Here is a 14,142-nt window from a genome sequence, read left to right as displayed (position 1 = left end):
GTCCAGTTTTATCTCTTGGTCCGGCCGGAAAGCAGGCCGGCAATCAGCTTTGGCGCGCTGGATTTCAGGGCTTCACCGCGGCCGGAGAGGCTAGGGTTGGTCATGAAATACTGCTGCGCATTGAACGGCTCTTCGCCTTTGCGCACTTCCATGCGCCGAGACGTGCCGTCGGGCAATATCTCGTAGCTCTGCTGATTGTCAATGATATTGCCCAGCATGATCTGGGACAAAACCTGCTCGTGCACAGTCGGATTGGTGAGCGGCACAAGCGTTTCGACACGGCGGTCGAGATTTCTGGGCATCATGTCGGCCGAGCCGATATAGACGAGCGCCTTGTCGGAAGGAAGCCCGTGGCCATTGCCGAAGCAGAAGATGCGGCTGTGCTCCAGGAAGCGCCCGACAATCGACTTGACGCGAATATTGTCGGAGAGACCCGGCACCTGCGGGCGCAAGCAGCAGATGCCGCGAATGACAAGATCGATGTCCACGCCGGCCCGGCTTGCCGTATAGAGCGCATCGATGATTTCCGGGTCGACGAGCGAGTTCATCTTCATCCAGATCGCTGCCGGCGCGCCGCTCTTGGCATGTTTGATCTCCTCATCGATATGACGGAGGATGCGCGAGCGCAACGTGTAAGGCGAGACGGCGAGCTTCATGCTCTGCTCCGGTTCGCCATAGCCGGTGATGAAGTTGAAAATGTTCGCCATGTCATGAGCGATCACCGGATTGCAGGTGAAGAACGACAGGTCGGTGTAAATCTTCGCGGTGATCGGATGGTAATTGCCAGTGCCGAGATGGCAGTAGCTGCGGAGCCTGCCTTCCTCGCGGCGAACGACGAGCGACATTTTGGAGTGCGTCTTCAACTCGATGAAGCCGAAAACCACCTGAACGCCGGCGCGCTCGAGGTCGCGTGCCCAGCGGATGTTCGCCTCTTCGTCGAAGCGGGCCTTGAGCTCGACCAGAGCGGTCACCGACTTGCCCGCTTCGGCAGCATCGATGAGAGCGCGGACAATGGGGCTGTCATTTGAGGTGCGGTAAAGCGTCTGCTTTATCGCCAGAACGTCAGGATCGTGCGCAGCCTGCAGAAGAAACTGGACGACCACGTCGAAGGATTCGTAAGGATGGTGGACCACCATGTCCTTTTCGCGGATGGCGGCGAAGCAGTCTCCGGCATGTTCGCGAACGCGTTCGGGAAATCGCGCATTGTAGGGCTGAAATCGAAGATCGTCGCGCGGCGCCTTGGTGATCTCGGAGAGCGTGTTGAGCGCCAGCAGGCCCGGCAGAACCGCGACACGATTATCCGGAACGTTCAGCGCCTGCACGACGAATTGGCGGAGCGAGGCAGGCATCTCGGAATCCGTCTCGATGCGGATCACCTTGCCGCGGCGGCGGCGCTTCAGCGCGGTTTCAAAGAAGCGAACGAGGTCTTCGGCCTCTTCCTCCACTTCGATATCGCTGTCGCGGATGAGACGGAACGTACCGGAACCCTGCACCTCATAGCCTGGATAGAGCCGATGGATGAAGATGTTCGCGACATCCTCGAGCGTGATGTAGCGGATTGTTGCGCCGTCATCCGGCAGGCGCACGAAGCGGTCCAACGCCGGCGGCAGGCGCAGCAGCGCAGTCATCGGCTCGCGGCCATGCTTGCTGGTGAGCTGCAGGCCGATCGAAAAGCCGAGGTTCGGAATGAAGGGGAACGGATGGGCCGGGTCGATCGACAGCGGCGTCAACACCGGAAAGATCGCCTGCTCGAACTCTGCCGCCAGCCACTGCCGGTCGGCGTCGCTGAGGGCGCCGGGGCGCACGATAAGAATATCTTCCTTGGCGAGATATTGCTGGAGGACGGCGAGCGAGGCCTGCTGCTCCATCTGCAGATTGTCAATCTCCCGCAGGATGGCATCGAGCTGTTCGGCGGGCGTCTTGCCGTCCGGCGTGCGGATTACGATGTTCTGGCGCACCTGGCCTTCGAGGCCTGCAACGCGCACCATGAAGAACTCGTCAAGGTTGGCGGCGGAAATCGACAGGAAACGCACACGCTCAAGTAGCGGGTGCTCGGTATTCAGCGTTTCCTCGAGAACGCGGCGGTTGAATTGCAGCCAGGAGAATTCGCGGTTGATGAAGCGTTCGGGACTTGCAAGGAGATCCTCAAGCGGCGAGACACGGGCCGGTGTTGTCGGAATGACTTCCTGATGCTCTAGCGCTGCATTGTCCATGGTCCCGATCACCCCGTTTTCCTCGCCCCTGCGCAGTATATCAGTTTCACGACGGAACTGTGACAGTCAATCAAGGGGCGCCGAATTACCCAATTCATTCAATACTTCGGCGGCTAGAGACCGGGTGATCTTCGTGCCCCGCGCAAGGGCCAGGCGGTCGAGCCGTTCGACGATCGTCTGGGCCGCGTTGAGCGACCGCTCCATCCGGTTCACGATATAAAGCACGAGTTTGTCATCTATATTAAGCTGCCGGTCGGAGAAGAGCTTGACGATGACCTGCGACAGGAGTTCCTCGTCCGGCTCGCCGATTTCGACAACGGTCGCCGCCTTGAGCCTCGATCGCAGATCGGGAAGCTCCACCGGCCACGACATCGGCCAGAGGCGGCTCGTCATCAACAGGCTGTTGCCGTTTTCGCGCACGCTGTTGATGACGTGAAAGAGCTCGGTGTCGTCGAAGCCGTGACGATCGACATCCTCGAAAAGCACTGGCCCGTTTGCCGCAGCGACGGCAGCATCCGATCCCCTCTTGGGATGGATGCCGACGGCACCGGTATGCTCTTTCCAGATACTTGCGAGATGCGACTTTCCGGAACCGACAGGGCCGGCCAGAATGACGACTGGCGACGGCCATTGCGGCCAGGCGTCGATGATGGTCACGGCGGCGCTCAGCCGGTCGGAGACCAGCAGATCGTCACGGCCGTTTGCCGCATCATGGGAAAAGACCAGCGGGAGCTGTTCCCCCGCCTTGCGCTTCACGTCGTTCATTTGGAATCGGCTTTTGTCTTCCGGGTGTCGGCAAGTTGCGAACGGCCCGCGTAAAGATCGCTTTGAAGGTAGCGCGAGAGCGCAAACCGGACAAGGACACCGACGACGGCGGCGGCCGGAACGGCAACGAGCAGGCCGACGAAGCCGAAGAGCGCGCCGAATGCAAAGAGCGCGAACATCAACCAGACCGGGTGAAGTCCGACGCTATGGCCGACGAGTTTCGGCTGCAGGATATTGCCTTCCAGGAACTGGCCGCTAAAAAAGACAACGAGGACCGCGCCGACCCAGAGATAATCCGGCCAGAACTGAACGAGCGCAACGCCGACCGCAAGGACCAGCCCGACGAGCGAGCCGACATAGGGGATGAAGCTGATCATGCCGGCGAAGAGGCCGATGAGCAGGCCGAAGTTCAAGCCGACGAGCGACAGGCCGACGGCGTAGAAGATCCCGAGGATCAGGCAGAGGGAGCCCTGCCCGCGGATGAAGCCGGCGATCGCCTGATCGATCTCGCCGGCGATCTGGCGAACGTCGCTGACATAGTCGCGCGGGATCCACTGATCAACCTTGGAAACCATGCGGTCCCAATCGAGCAGGATGTAGAAGGCAACGACCGGCGTCACGACCAGCAACGAGATGAGGTCGACGATCGCCTTGCCGGAATTCCAGATCTGGCCGAAGAGACCGGTCAGGAAGCCCATGCCTTCCGACAATATGCCGGAGAAATTGTCCTTGATCGTACCGAGCTGGCTCCTGATCCAGCCGGGCAGCAGCGAGTCCTGTAAGTTGGTGATGAAGGCCTGCAATTGGCCGATATAGCCGGGCAGGCGCTGGGCGAAATCGTTGAACTGATTGATCAGGACCGGAATGAGGATCATCAGCGCCAGCGCGAAGACGATGACGAAGGCGATCAGGATGACGATCGTCGCCATCAGGCGGCTGAGCCCCAGACGCTGTAGACGGTCGGCCACGGGATCGAGGAAATAAGCGATCGCCATGCCGGCGACGAAGGGCAGCAGGATCGAGCTGAAGATGTAGAGAAAGACGATGAAGAAGACGAGCACGCCCAGCCAGAAGTAGACCTGCCGTTTGAGACTTGCGCCGCTGACCTGATGTGGCATCGCTTTCCCCGTTCGTCCGCTCGTGACGCAATCGTTTCGCGCCGCTACTCGAAGCACATAGGATGCAGGCCGGAATATGGTCAAGTCTGCGGCGGAAAATCCAACTCTCCTGTATGGAAAGAGCGGGAAATTAGGGCTTTTCTCCATGCGCCGCCTTGCATAAAGCGCACTCTCATGCAATTGCGACCCGCATGTGACAGCGGTTTATTTACCGCCCCCGAACCTGCATCGGAGATCAGCATGAGCCAGTCTGGAAAAAACGGCCTGACCTATAGCGACGCAGGCGTCGATATCGATGCCGGCAATCTTCTGGTTGAGAAGATCAAGCCTGCCGTACGCTCGACGCGCCGGCCCGGCGCCGACGGCGAAATCGGCGGCTTCGGCGGCCTGTTCGACCTGAAGGCTGCCGGCTTTACCGATCCGGTTCTCGTTGCCGCCAATGATGGCGTCGGCACCAAGCTGAAGATCGCGATCGACGCGGACTACCACGAAACGGTCGGCATCGACCTTGTCGCCATGTGCGTCAACGACCTCGTCGTCCAAGGCGCTGAACCGCTTTTCTTCCTCGATTATTTCGCGACTGGCAAGCTCGACCCGGACCAGGGTGCGGCGATCGTTGGCGGCATTGCGGCCGGCTGCCGTGAGGCGGGCTGCGCGCTGATCGGCGGCGAGACGGCGGAAATGCCTGGCATGTATTCTTCCGGCGATTACGATCTCGCAGGCTTTGCGGTCGGCGCTGCTGAGCGCGGTCAGCTTCTTCCTTCTGGCGATATCGCCGAGGGCGATATCATCCTCGGCCTTGCTTCCTCCGGCGTCCACTCGAACGGCTTTTCGCTGGTACGTAAGATCGTCGAGCTTTCGGGTCTCGGCTGGGATGCGCCGGCACCTTTCGCCGAAGGCAAGGCGCTCGGCGAGGCGCTGCTGACGCCGACCCGTATCTATGTGAAGCCGCTTCTGAAGGCGATCCGCGAAACCGTCGCCATCAGGGCGCTGGCGCACATCACCGGCGGCGGATTTCCCGAGAACATTCCGCGCGTGCTGCCAAAGCATCTCGCCGCCGAGATCGATCTTGCCGCCGTCAAGGTTCCGCCGGTGTTCTCCTGGCTTGCCAAAACGGGCGGCGTCGAGGCGACGGAAATGCTCCGGACCTTCAATTGTGGCATCGGCATGATCGCCGTTGTCTCGGCTGAAAATGCCGCTGCAGCGACCGCCGCCCTGGAATCAGAAGGCGAAAAGATCATCACGCTCGGCCGCATGATCGCCCGCGCAGAAGGTGCTCCGGGGACCGTTTACAAGGGCACGCTCGCTCTATGACCATGCCGCGCAAACGCGTCGTCGTCTTCATTTCCGGCGGCGGTTCGAACATGATGGCGCTCGTTGCGGCAGCGAAAGCTCCGGGCTTTCCCGCTGAGATTGTCGGCGTGATTTCCGACAAGGCGGATGCTGGTGGCCTTGAGAAGGCCGCTGCGGAAGGCATTTCCACGTTTGCTTTCGTCCGCAAGGACTATACCAGCAAGGAGGCCCACGAGGCGGCGATCTTCGAAGCGCTCGACCGGCTTTCGCCGGATATCCTCTGCCTTGCGGGCTACATGCGGCTTTTGAGCGCGACATTCATCCAGCGTTACGAAGGCCGGATGATCAATATCCACCCTTCTCTACTGCCGCTTTTTCCGGGGCTGCACACGCATCAACGCGCCATCGACGCAGGCATGCGGATCACAGGCTGCACCGTGCATTTCGTCACCGAAGGCATGGACGAAGGTCCGGCGATCGGACAGGCCGCAGTGCCCATCCTTTCCGGCGATACAGCCGATACGCTCGCCGCGCGCGTTCTCACGGTCGAGCATCAGCTCTATCCGCAGGCGCTGCGGCTCTTTGCCGAAGGCAAGGTGAGGATGGAAGGCGGCAAGGCGGTTGGCACGGGTGTGTCCGCTCAGCCGAACTCCAATCACATCATCTCCCTGATCGCCTGACTGCCTCAGGCAGCGAGCGCCCGAAGCTGATGCAAGGTGCCGTCGCTGTAGACGAAACGTCCGCCGCGGAACGTGGCGCGGATGCGGTGCACGTCGCCCGGCTCAACGACAACCAGATCTGCACGTTGGCCGACGGCGATCTCGCCGCGGTCTGTCAGACCCGCGGAACGGGCAGCGTTCTTGGTCGCCATGGCGACTGCGACCGGCATTGCGCTTTGCTCGGCGATCTTGAAGATGCCCGGTACGAAAGCCGCCGGGTGATAATCGGCGGCAATCACCGTCAATAGCCCGGCCTTGGCGGCATCAAGGGCGCTGAGATTGCCGGACATGGACTTGCCGCGAAGCGCGTTCGGGGCGCCCATGAGCGTCCAGAGCCCGCGGCGACGCGCCTCCTCGGCAGCGGGCAGCGTGACTGGAAATTCGCTGATCGTCACGCCGAGATCATGCATCTCGGCCACCTTTTCGGCACTGTCGTCATCGTGGGAGGCAAGCGATAGCTTCCGCTTCAGTGCGAGGGCGACAATCTCCTTCAGCTTTGCCTCGATCTCGGGATTGCTTCGCATGGCAATGCGCTTAGCGACCATTTCCGCCGCCATTTCCTCCGAAATTGCCCGCCGCTCGGCGATGCTCAATACGTAGCTCTGGATATTGTTGTACTGTCCCTGGCCCGGCGTATGGTCGGTTAGCGACACCATGTCGATATGACCGGCTTCAAGCAGCTTTTGGAGCTCAGGAGCGGCACCCACATTGGTGATCTCGTAGCGGGCATGGACGCGATGGTCGATCAGCAGATTGTGCTTGAGCCGGTTGATTCCCTCGATGACAGCGCCGGTGGTCTCCAGGGAGCGGACATGGCCGTAAACGCTCTCGGTCGCGAAGGAAATCGCCGCAAAAGCCGTCGTCACGCCTGCGGCCGCGAGCTTTTTGTCAAGCTCGTGGATGCCGAAATCGATCGGCATCGTAGCGTTCGGCCGCGGTGCGATCTCGCGCTCGATCATGTCGCCATGCAGATCGACGAACCCCGGCATCAGCAGCCGCCCGCCGCCGTCGATCGCAGCGTTGGCGACCGGCTCAGGCCTTATCTCGGCGATCACGCCGTCCTCGATCCTGATCGAGCCTTGGCCCACCACCTCTTCGGGAAGAACGAGCGTGAAATTGCTGAGCCACATGACTTTTCTCCTTCGGCAACGACGATCGGCAAACAGCAGCGGATAGGCCTGCTTCGTGACAGCTGGATGAATGGGGCTCGATAGCCTGCCAATCCGAATCATAGCCGACAGCGATCACGTTACGATCTTTCGGCCTTCTCGCGCCAACCAGTTATCGGCATACGATGCAGCATATCTTGCGCTCGCGATGTCCCAAGGCACATCAGCTGCGATCCTCGATGCGAAGCTGATCGGGGCTGCGGTCGCAGAAAAAGTCGCGCCGCCGGCGCCGCGCCGCCCCTGGTTACGGCTTAGGTGACTACTCCCCGGCCTGAAGGCCGGAGCTTCTGGTCTTGATCAGGCCGCTTGCGCGACCTGACTGCTACCGTCTTCTTCCTGCTTCCGACCTCCAGCAAGGTTCGATCCACAGGCCATCCCCGGATGTCCTCCGGTTCGGGCCTTGCGGCCCAGATGAAGAATGTTGCGGCCGGCGTTGTGGTCGGCGCAGGCGGCGTGGCCGCATCTGACGCATTCGAACCGGTCGCGGTCGATCCGGTTCTTCGGATCGACATGCCCGCACTCGGCGCATCGCTGCGACGTCCGTGCGGGGTTGACGTAGAAGACGGCGCCGCCGCGGCGGCGCATCTTGTATTCGAACTGCAGACGCGTCGCTCCGGGCGACACGTCGAGGATCGCCCGGTTCAGTCCGGACTTCTGCGCGACGTTGGTGCCCGGCTCCTCGACGGTCCCCTTGGCCGAGGCGGTCATGTTCTTCAGCTTCAGGTCCTCGAGATAGAGGACGTCGCAGCGACTGACGACGTCGGTCGTCATCTTATGCTTCGCGTCCCGTCTGCGCCGGACGATCCTGGCCCTGAACCGCCTGAGATCCCGCTGCGCCCGCAGACGGTTCTTCGAACCCCTGCTGCGGCGCGAGACGCGCCTGGCGAGGTTCGCCTCTCTGCGCTTCTCCTTCTCGGTCATTCTTGGCAGGTCGTAGACCGTGCCGTCGGAGAGCGCGAGCGCGTTGACCACGCCGAGGTCGCCCCCGAGCTCGACGAGATCCGGCAGGTCGAGCACGCTCGCAGGCTCGTCGACCTCACGCTCGGTCTGCACCGCGACGTACCAGTGGTCGCCGTCGGCGGAGACCGTGACGTTCTTCACCTCGCCGAGGAAGGGCCGATGGAGAACCAGCTTCACCCAGCCCGCCTTCGGCAGCAGGATTCCCTTCTCACCGAAGGAGATCTGCTTCGGGTCTGGGAAGCGGAAGGATTCGTTCTGGAACTTCCGTCTCGCCTTCGGGTACGCCGCGTGGCCCTTGAAGAAGTTCTTGAACGCCTTGTCGAGGTCGACGGCCGCCTGCTGCAGGCAGTGGTTCGGAACGTCCTTGAGGAACGGCAGATGGGCCTTCAGGCCCGGCAGTTCCTTGATCTGGTCGAACGAGGACAGGCGGTGCCTGGACGGCATCGCATACGCCATGCTCCGCTGCTCGAGGCAGAGGTTGTAGACGAGGCGGCAGCAGCCGACGGTCTGGCGGAACAGCCGCGCCTGCCGCGCGTCCGGGTAGATCCTGTATCGGTAGCCAAGCCGTTTCTTCATCGGAAAACCATAGGACGTTCTTCATATGTTCCGCAAGCGCCGGCGGATGCCGGACCGGAACATGGTTAACGGCGTCCCGTCCGCCTTACCCCGCCCGGAAGGACGAGGTTTGCGGCGGACACGTTCCGATCAAGCTATCCCTATTCATCGCCGCCCATTGCAGCAGGATGATCGTTTTCATGTCGCGGATTTCGCCGGTTTCGATCATGGCGATCGCCGTATCGAGCGGAACCTCAAGCACTTCGATATCCTCATGCTCCTCTTCCAATCCGCCGCCGTTCGAGACGCGGTCCGTCGTATCGATCAGTGCGGCGAAGAAATGCACGACTTCGCCGTTGGAGCCGGGTGAACTATAGGCCTTGAAGAGAAACCGGACGTCGCGGATGCGGAATCCGGTTTCCTCTGTCGCTTCGCGGCGGATCGCCGCTTCGGGCTCTTCGCCGTCGAGAAGCCCTGCCGGCGTTTCGATTATGAAGGCGGGTTCGCCCTGCAGATCGGGCGGCAGGCGGAACTGTTTGACGAGGACGACGGAGCCGCGCTTCGGATCATAAAGTAGGATCGTGGCGGCCGGCGTGCGGTGATAGACCTCGCGATGAAGGCGATGGGTGACGCCGTTCGAATCCGTATAGTCAAGCTCGTAAACGCTCAGCCGCGTCCAGCCTTCGGCAAGCGTCGTTTCGCCGACGACTTCCGCCTTTGCCTTCGCGAACTTCGTCATGCGGGATCCTTGCGCAGCCAGACCTTGTTGTCGTGGATTGCAGCCCCGCCATAGGGCGCTACAGGGTCCGCGCCGGTGAGCACATTGATGCCCTCCCCGTTGACGTGCGCCTTGTTCGGCCACAGGCCCTCGGCGATCACCACCCCCGGCTTGACCTCCGTCGTCACGCGGGCGTGCAGGCGCACCTCGCCGCGCCGGTTTCCGACCTGGACGAGATCACCGTGGCCGATCCCGTTCGCCTCGGCGTCCTGCGGATTGATCATCAGCTCGGGACGCCCCTCCTTTTGCCGCGAGGTTTTCGTTTCCGAGAAGCTGGAATTCAGGAAATTGCGCGCCGGCGAGGTCGCCAGGCGGAAGGGATGCTCGGCATCGGCCACTTCGATGACGTCGACCTGATCGGGAAAGGCCGGCAGCTCGGAATGCGGCCCGAGCAGACCGACGGAATCCGGTGGGCGGTTCGGCGCCGGCTGGTTTGCCCAATCCGGCCGGAAGCGGAACTTGCCGTCCGGATGCGCGAAACCGTTGAGAAAATGCGCATCTTCGAAGACGGGCTGGCGGTCGAACCATTTGTGTTCGAGGAAGTAATCGTAGCGCGGAAGGCCGCTTGATTCGAGAATGCGATCGACCATTTCCCGCGCGCTAAAGCCGAAGCCTGGCCGATCTGCGACGCCGAGGCGCTTTGCCAGCTCCTCGATGACGAAAAGGTTGGTGCGCACCGTCGGCGGCGGCTCGACGAGTTTCGGGCCGAGCAGGATGTGGTTCTGGCCGCCGGCGCGATAGATATCGTCATGCTCGACGAACATCGTCGCCGGGATGACGATATCGGCCATCTCGGCGGTCTCGGTCATGAACTGCTCGTGCACGGCTACGAAGAGGTCGTCGCGAGCGAAGCCGCGTTTCACCAGCCGCTGCTCGGGCGCGATGTTTACCGGATTGGTGTTCTGGATCAGCATGGCGGTGACCGGTCCGCGATGGCGGAGTGCCACTGGATCTCCGGTCAGCACGCGGCCGATCTGCGATTGGTCGAGCATGCGGATATCCGGATCCTTCATCGGTTTGCCGGTGAGCTCCGCATTGTTCATGCGGAAGATATCGCTGTTCGAATGGAAGGCGCCGCCACCTTCATATTGCCAAGAGCCAAGCACGGTGGCGATCGAGGCTGCTGCGTGCATGGCGACTGCGCCGTTGCGCTGCCGGGTAAAGCCGTAGCCGAGGCGGAAATAGGTCTTCTTCGTCGTGCCGACGAGCTTTGCGAAAGCCTCGATCTCTTCAACCGGGAGCCCGGTGATCGCGGCTGCCCATTCCGGCGTCTTCGTCTGGAGGTGCGCTTCGAGGCCGGCCGGATCATCCGCATATTTCGCCATATAGGCGCCGTCGGCATAGCCGTCGCGGAAGGCGATGTGCATGACGGCGCACGCGAGCGCCGCATCGGTGCCGGGCCTGACGATGAGCGCCATGTCCGCCTGCTTCATCGTCGGATTGTCGTAGATGTCGATGACGACGATCTTGGCGCCGCGCTCCTTGCGGGACTTGATCGCATGCGTCATGACGTTGACCTGCGTCGAAACCGCGTTCGTTCCCCAGATGACGACGCAATCGGTACGGCCCATCTCGCGCGGATCAGGACCCCGGAGCGTGCCCGTTGCCATAGTGAAGCCGGTCCAGGCCGGGTTGGTACAGATCGACGAGAAGAAGCCGGAATAGCGTTTGGCATGGCGCAGGCGTTCGATGCTGTCCCGCTGCACCCAGCCCATGGTGCCGGCATAGTAATAGGGCCAGACCGCCTCGCTGCCGTTCTTCGCTTCGGCCTTCACGAAGGCTTCGGCGATCTCGTCCAGAGCCTCGCCCCAGGAAATCTGCTGCCAGCGCCCCTCGCCTTTCGCGCCGGTGCGGCGCAAAGGGTGCATCAGCCGGTCCGGATGATAGAGTCGCTCGGCATATCGCGCGACCTTGGCGCAGATGACGCCGGACGTATAGCTGTGATCGTTGGCGCCGCGCACGCGGCCGATGCGGCCGTCCTCCGCGATCTCCACCTCCAGCGCGCAGGTGGAGGGACAGTCGTGCGGACAGGCGGTGTGCCCGACCTTCTTGCCGGGATCGGCGGATTTGGCGTGAATGGGGGTCGCAATGTTCATGGCTTTTCTATATTCCAAGCCGTCATCCCCCAAAAGCCGGAAATGACGGCGATGACACAAATTCATAGCAGGCATCAGCGAAAATGAACTACCGCCATATCTATCACGCGGGCAATTTTGCCGATGTGCTGAAACACGCCGTTCTGGCGCGGCTGATCCGTTACATGCAGAAGAAGGATGCGGGTTTCCGCGTGCTCGACACGCATGCAGGCGTCGGACTCTACGACCTTTCTTCGGAAGAGGCGCAAAAGACCGGCGAGTGGCAGGACGGCATCGGAAAGATCATGGAAGCTGAGTTTGCGCCGCAGGTGGCTGACCTGCTCGCGCCCTATCTTTCTGCGATCCGGGAACTCAACCCGGAGGGCGGCATGCGCTTCTATCCCGGTTCGCCGAAGCTTTCGCGCATGCTCTTCCGCCCGCAGGACCGGCTTTCGGCGATGGAGCTGCATCCGGAAGATTATGCCCGCCTTCACCGGCTGTTCGAAGGCGATCACCATGCCCGTATCACAGAACTCGACGGCTGGCTGGCGCTCGGCGCGCATCTGCCGCCGAAGGAAAAGCGTGGCATCGTGCTCGTCGATCCGCCTTTCGAGGAAGACGGCGAATATGAGCGCCTGGTCGATGGCCTGGTGAAAGCCTACCGGCGTTTTCCGGGCGGCACCTATTGCCTCTGGTATCCGCTGAAGAAGGGGGCACCCATCAAGGAGTTCCACGAGACGCTGCAGGAAACCCAAATTCCGAAGATACTGTGCGCCGAACTCAGCGTGCGCAGCGACCGCGGCGGCGTCACCGGGTTGACGGGCTCCGGCCTCGTCATCGTCAATCCGCCTTTCACGCTGAAGGACGAACTGCACGCGCTGCTGCCGGCGCTCAAGGATGAGCTTGCCCAAGACCGGTTCGCCTCACAACGCACCTTCTGGCTGCGCGGCGAGGCGAAGGCCGGAAAGGCAGATTGACCGCCTGCTGCACTTGCGAAATAGTCCCGCGCCGAAACCGCTTTCCGAGGTGAAACATGAAGCTGCTTTGCTCTCCGACATCGCCCTACTCCAGCAAGGTGCTCATGGCCGCGCACTATCTGGAGCTCGGCGTCACCGAAATCCGCGTCGATACCAATGCCGGCCCGGCGGTCCTCGTTGACAACAACCCGCTCGGCAAAATCCCGACGCTTTTGACCGATGAAGGGCTTTCGGTCTTCGACAGCGTGACGATCATGCATTATTTCGGGCGGCTCAAGAACAGCAAGCTCTACCCTTCAAAGAACGGTAAGCGAACCGAGGCGGAGATTCTGGAAGCGCTCTGCGACGGCATTTGCGATTGCCTGCTGGCGATCATTTATGAGCGCCGCTTCCGCGAGGAGGTGAAAGTGCACCAGCCCTGGATCGACCGGCAGTGGAAGAAGGCCGTCAGCGGCCTGAACCATATCAGTGCGCATCCGCCGAAGATCGGCAAGAGACTGAACGGCAGCCATTTCGCGCTTGCGGCGACGATCGGCTATCTGGAACTGCGCTTCAAAGACCAGTGGGAAGCCGACCATCCGGAACTGATCGACTGGGCACGCAAATTCGAGAAGAAATTCCCTGCCTACGGGGAACTCAAGCCGCACGGCTGAGGCGAAAAAGCCGGGCGCGAGGCCCGGCTTTCATCATGTATTTTCGGCAACTTAGAACTTGACGCCGATACCGACTTTGACGCTGTGTTCGTCATAGCCGCGCGATACGTTCGTAGCGCCGAGATCGAAGTCCTTGTTCTGATAGTCGCTGAAGCGGTATTCGACACGTGCCGTAATATTGTTCGTCACGAGGGCTTCCGCACCCGCGCCGACCGTGTAGCCGAAGGCCGTGTTGGTGTCGGATTCGCCGAAGCCGCTGACCTTGTTGTTCGCCGCAGCGGCACCAGCCGTCGCGTAGAGCAGGAACGGGTTCAGGTCGTAACCGACGCGGCCACGCACGGAGCCATTGAAGCGGTTCTTGTTGGTGATGCCGTCCGACGTGCTGTCGAGGCCGGAATAACCGAGATCGGCTTCGACACCATAGACGATCTGGCCGCTCTGCCAGTTGTAACCCGTGTAGAGCTGGCCGCCCAATGCGTAACCGTCGCGGTCTGCACCGAAGTTGCCCTTATTATAGGTGCCCGCGCCGCCGAGATAGAAGCCTTCCCAGTTGCCTGCCGGAGCGGCCGGCTCGGCCTGCGCTACCGGAGCTTCCGGAACCTGGTCGACCGCGTCGGCAGCGTTGGCGGCGGAAAAACCGGCGATCAAGAAGGCGGATGCCATCAGGCTGGCAATAAATGTACGCATACTTATTCTCCTTTCGATCCCGCGCCCTTCGTAAACTATCCTACGCCGAAGCATTCGCGAGAAATTACTAGATGTCCCTCTCGGATCGAGGTCGAAAGTGGAGAGCAATTGCGGATTTGAGAGAGCCAAATTGTGAAATGATTGTGGCGGAGAAGCGGCTGAAATTCGATGTTGCTACAG

The 14,142-nt window shown here is 61.5% G+C and carries 12 protein-coding genes; 4 read left to right on the top strand and 8 right to left on the bottom strand.

Annotation, left to right across the window (positions count from 1 at the left end; translation table 11 throughout):
• Nucleotides 1-8 precede the first annotated feature (8 nt).
• The 3 genes from N2599_RS04700 to N2599_RS04690 all read right to left on the bottom strand — a co-directional run bounded on the left by N2599_RS04700 (nucleotide 9) and on the right by N2599_RS04690 (nucleotide 4,096).
• Nucleotides 9-2,213 (bottom strand): RNA degradosome polyphosphate kinase, encoded by a 2,205-nt coding sequence (locus N2599_RS04700; RefSeq protein WP_027508621.1) that lies wholly within the window; start codon nucleotides 2,211-2,213, stop codon nucleotides 9-11.
• A 66-nt stretch (nucleotides 2,214-2,279) separates the two neighbouring features.
• Complete coding sequence (hdaA, locus tag N2599_RS04695; protein WP_027508620.1) at nucleotides 2,280-2,978, bottom strand: DnaA regulatory inactivator HdaA; 699 nt, start codon at nucleotides 2,976-2,978, stop codon at nucleotides 2,280-2,282.
• Nucleotides 2,975-4,096 (bottom strand): AI-2E family transporter, encoded by a 1,122-nt coding sequence (locus N2599_RS04690; protein ID WP_027508619.1) that lies wholly within the window; start codon nucleotides 4,094-4,096, stop codon nucleotides 2,975-2,977. The genes hdaA and N2599_RS04690 overlap by 4 nt, the downstream gene beginning before the upstream one ends.
• Before the next feature lie 240 nt (nucleotides 4,097-4,336).
• Between N2599_RS04690 and purM the strand changes: the two genes are divergently transcribed.
• A complete protein-coding gene (gene purM / locus N2599_RS04685) occupies nucleotides 4,337-5,410 on the top strand; it encodes a phosphoribosylformylglycinamidine cyclo-ligase (RefSeq protein ID WP_027508618.1) in 1,074 nt (357 codons plus the stop codon).
• On the top strand, nucleotides 5,407-6,069 hold the full coding sequence (gene purN, locus N2599_RS04680; protein ID WP_027508617.1) for a phosphoribosylglycinamide formyltransferase: 663 nt from the start codon (nucleotides 5,407-5,409) through the stop codon (nucleotides 6,067-6,069). Before purM ends, purN begins: the two co-directional genes overlap by 4 nt.
• A gap of 5 nt (nucleotides 6,070-6,074) precedes the next feature.
• Here the strand turns inward: purN and N2599_RS04675 are convergent, their stop codons facing one another.
• From N2599_RS04675 to N2599_RS04660, 4 genes are all read right to left on the bottom strand, one after another.
• The gene (locus tag N2599_RS04675; RefSeq protein WP_027508616.1) at nucleotides 6,075-7,238 is read right to left on the bottom strand and encodes an alpha-D-ribose 1-methylphosphonate 5-triphosphate diphosphatase; all 1,164 of its coding nucleotides are present in this window, start codon (nucleotides 7,236-7,238) and stop codon (nucleotides 6,075-6,077) included.
• 336 nt (nucleotides 7,239-7,574) lie between these two features.
• Nucleotides 7,575-8,813 (bottom strand): RNA-guided endonuclease InsQ/TnpB family protein, encoded by a 1,239-nt coding sequence (locus N2599_RS04670; RefSeq protein WP_260307889.1) that lies wholly within the window; start codon nucleotides 8,811-8,813, stop codon nucleotides 7,575-7,577.
• Between the two features lie 85 nt (nucleotides 8,814-8,898).
• Nucleotides 8,899-9,531 (bottom strand): NUDIX domain-containing protein, encoded by a 633-nt coding sequence (locus N2599_RS04665; RefSeq protein ID WP_051336411.1) that lies wholly within the window; start codon nucleotides 9,529-9,531, stop codon nucleotides 8,899-8,901.
• On the bottom strand, nucleotides 9,528-11,666 hold the full coding sequence (locus tag N2599_RS04660; RefSeq protein WP_037140598.1) for a molybdopterin-containing oxidoreductase family protein: 2,139 nt from the start codon (nucleotides 11,664-11,666) through the stop codon (nucleotides 9,528-9,530). The genes N2599_RS04665 and N2599_RS04660 overlap by 4 nt, the downstream gene beginning before the upstream one ends.
• 83 nt (nucleotides 11,667-11,749) lie before the next feature.
• Here N2599_RS04660 and N2599_RS04655 point away from each other — a divergent pair, with 83 nt between their 5' ends.
• Together N2599_RS04655 and N2599_RS04650 are read left to right on the top strand one after the other, a co-directional pair.
• Nucleotides 11,750-12,622 (top strand): 23S rRNA (adenine(2030)-N(6))-methyltransferase RlmJ, encoded by an 873-nt coding sequence (locus N2599_RS04655; protein WP_027507348.1) that lies wholly within the window; start codon nucleotides 11,750-11,752, stop codon nucleotides 12,620-12,622.
• Nucleotides 12,623-12,678: 56 nt separating this feature from the next.
• A complete protein-coding gene (locus N2599_RS04650; protein ID WP_027507349.1) occupies nucleotides 12,679-13,275 on the top strand; it encodes a glutathione S-transferase in 597 nt (198 codons plus the stop codon).
• Between the two features lie 51 nt (nucleotides 13,276-13,326).
• Here N2599_RS04650 and N2599_RS04645 read toward each other — a convergent pair whose 3' ends face one another.
• Complete coding sequence (locus N2599_RS04645) at nucleotides 13,327-13,962, bottom strand: outer membrane protein (RefSeq protein ID WP_027507350.1); 636 nt, start codon at nucleotides 13,960-13,962, stop codon at nucleotides 13,327-13,329.
• Nucleotides 13,963-14,142 lie beyond the last annotated feature (180 nt).

Source organism: Rhizobium sullae, from assembly GCF_025200715.1.
In the GTDB taxonomy this organism is placed as follows: domain Bacteria; phylum Pseudomonadota; class Alphaproteobacteria; order Rhizobiales; family Rhizobiaceae; genus Rhizobium; species Rhizobium sullae.
This window is presented reverse-complemented; position numbering and strand designations above follow the sequence as displayed.

Coding starts and splice junctions, on each gene's coding strand:
- N2599_RS04700 (WP_027508621.1), bottom strand. CDS start 2,213: ATGGACAATGCAGCGCTAGAGCATCAGGAAGTCATTCCGACAACACCG.
- hdaA (WP_027508620.1), bottom strand. CDS start 2,978: ATGAACGACGTGAAGCGCAAGGCGGGGGAACAGCTCCCGCTGGTCTTT.
- N2599_RS04690 (WP_027508619.1), bottom strand. CDS start 4,096: ATGCCACATCAGGTCAGCGGCGCAAGTCTCAAACGGCAGGTCTACTTC.
- purM (WP_027508618.1), top strand. CDS start 4,337: ATGAGCCAGTCTGGAAAAAACGGCCTGACCTATAGCGACGCAGGCGTC.
- purN (WP_027508617.1), top strand. CDS start 5,407: ATGACCATGCCGCGCAAACGCGTCGTCGTCTTCATTTCCGGCGGCGGT.
- N2599_RS04675 (WP_027508616.1), bottom strand. CDS start 7,238: ATGTGGCTCAGCAATTTCACGCTCGTTCTTCCCGAAGAGGTGGTGGGC.
- N2599_RS04670 (WP_260307889.1), bottom strand. CDS start 8,813: ATGAAGAAACGGCTTGGCTACCGATACAGGATCTACCCGGACGCGCGG.
- N2599_RS04665 (WP_051336411.1), bottom strand. CDS start 9,531: ATGACGAAGTTCGCGAAGGCAAAGGCGGAAGTCGTCGGCGAAACGACG.
- N2599_RS04660 (WP_037140598.1), bottom strand. CDS start 11,666: ATGAACATTGCGACCCCCATTCACGCCAAATCCGCCGATCCCGGCAAG.
- N2599_RS04655 (WP_027507348.1), top strand. CDS start 11,750: ATGAACTACCGCCATATCTATCACGCGGGCAATTTTGCCGATGTGCTG.
- N2599_RS04650 (WP_027507349.1), top strand. CDS start 12,679: ATGAAGCTGCTTTGCTCTCCGACATCGCCCTACTCCAGCAAGGTGCTC.
- N2599_RS04645 (WP_027507350.1), bottom strand. CDS start 13,962: ATGCGTACATTTATTGCCAGCCTGATGGCATCCGCCTTCTTGATCGCC.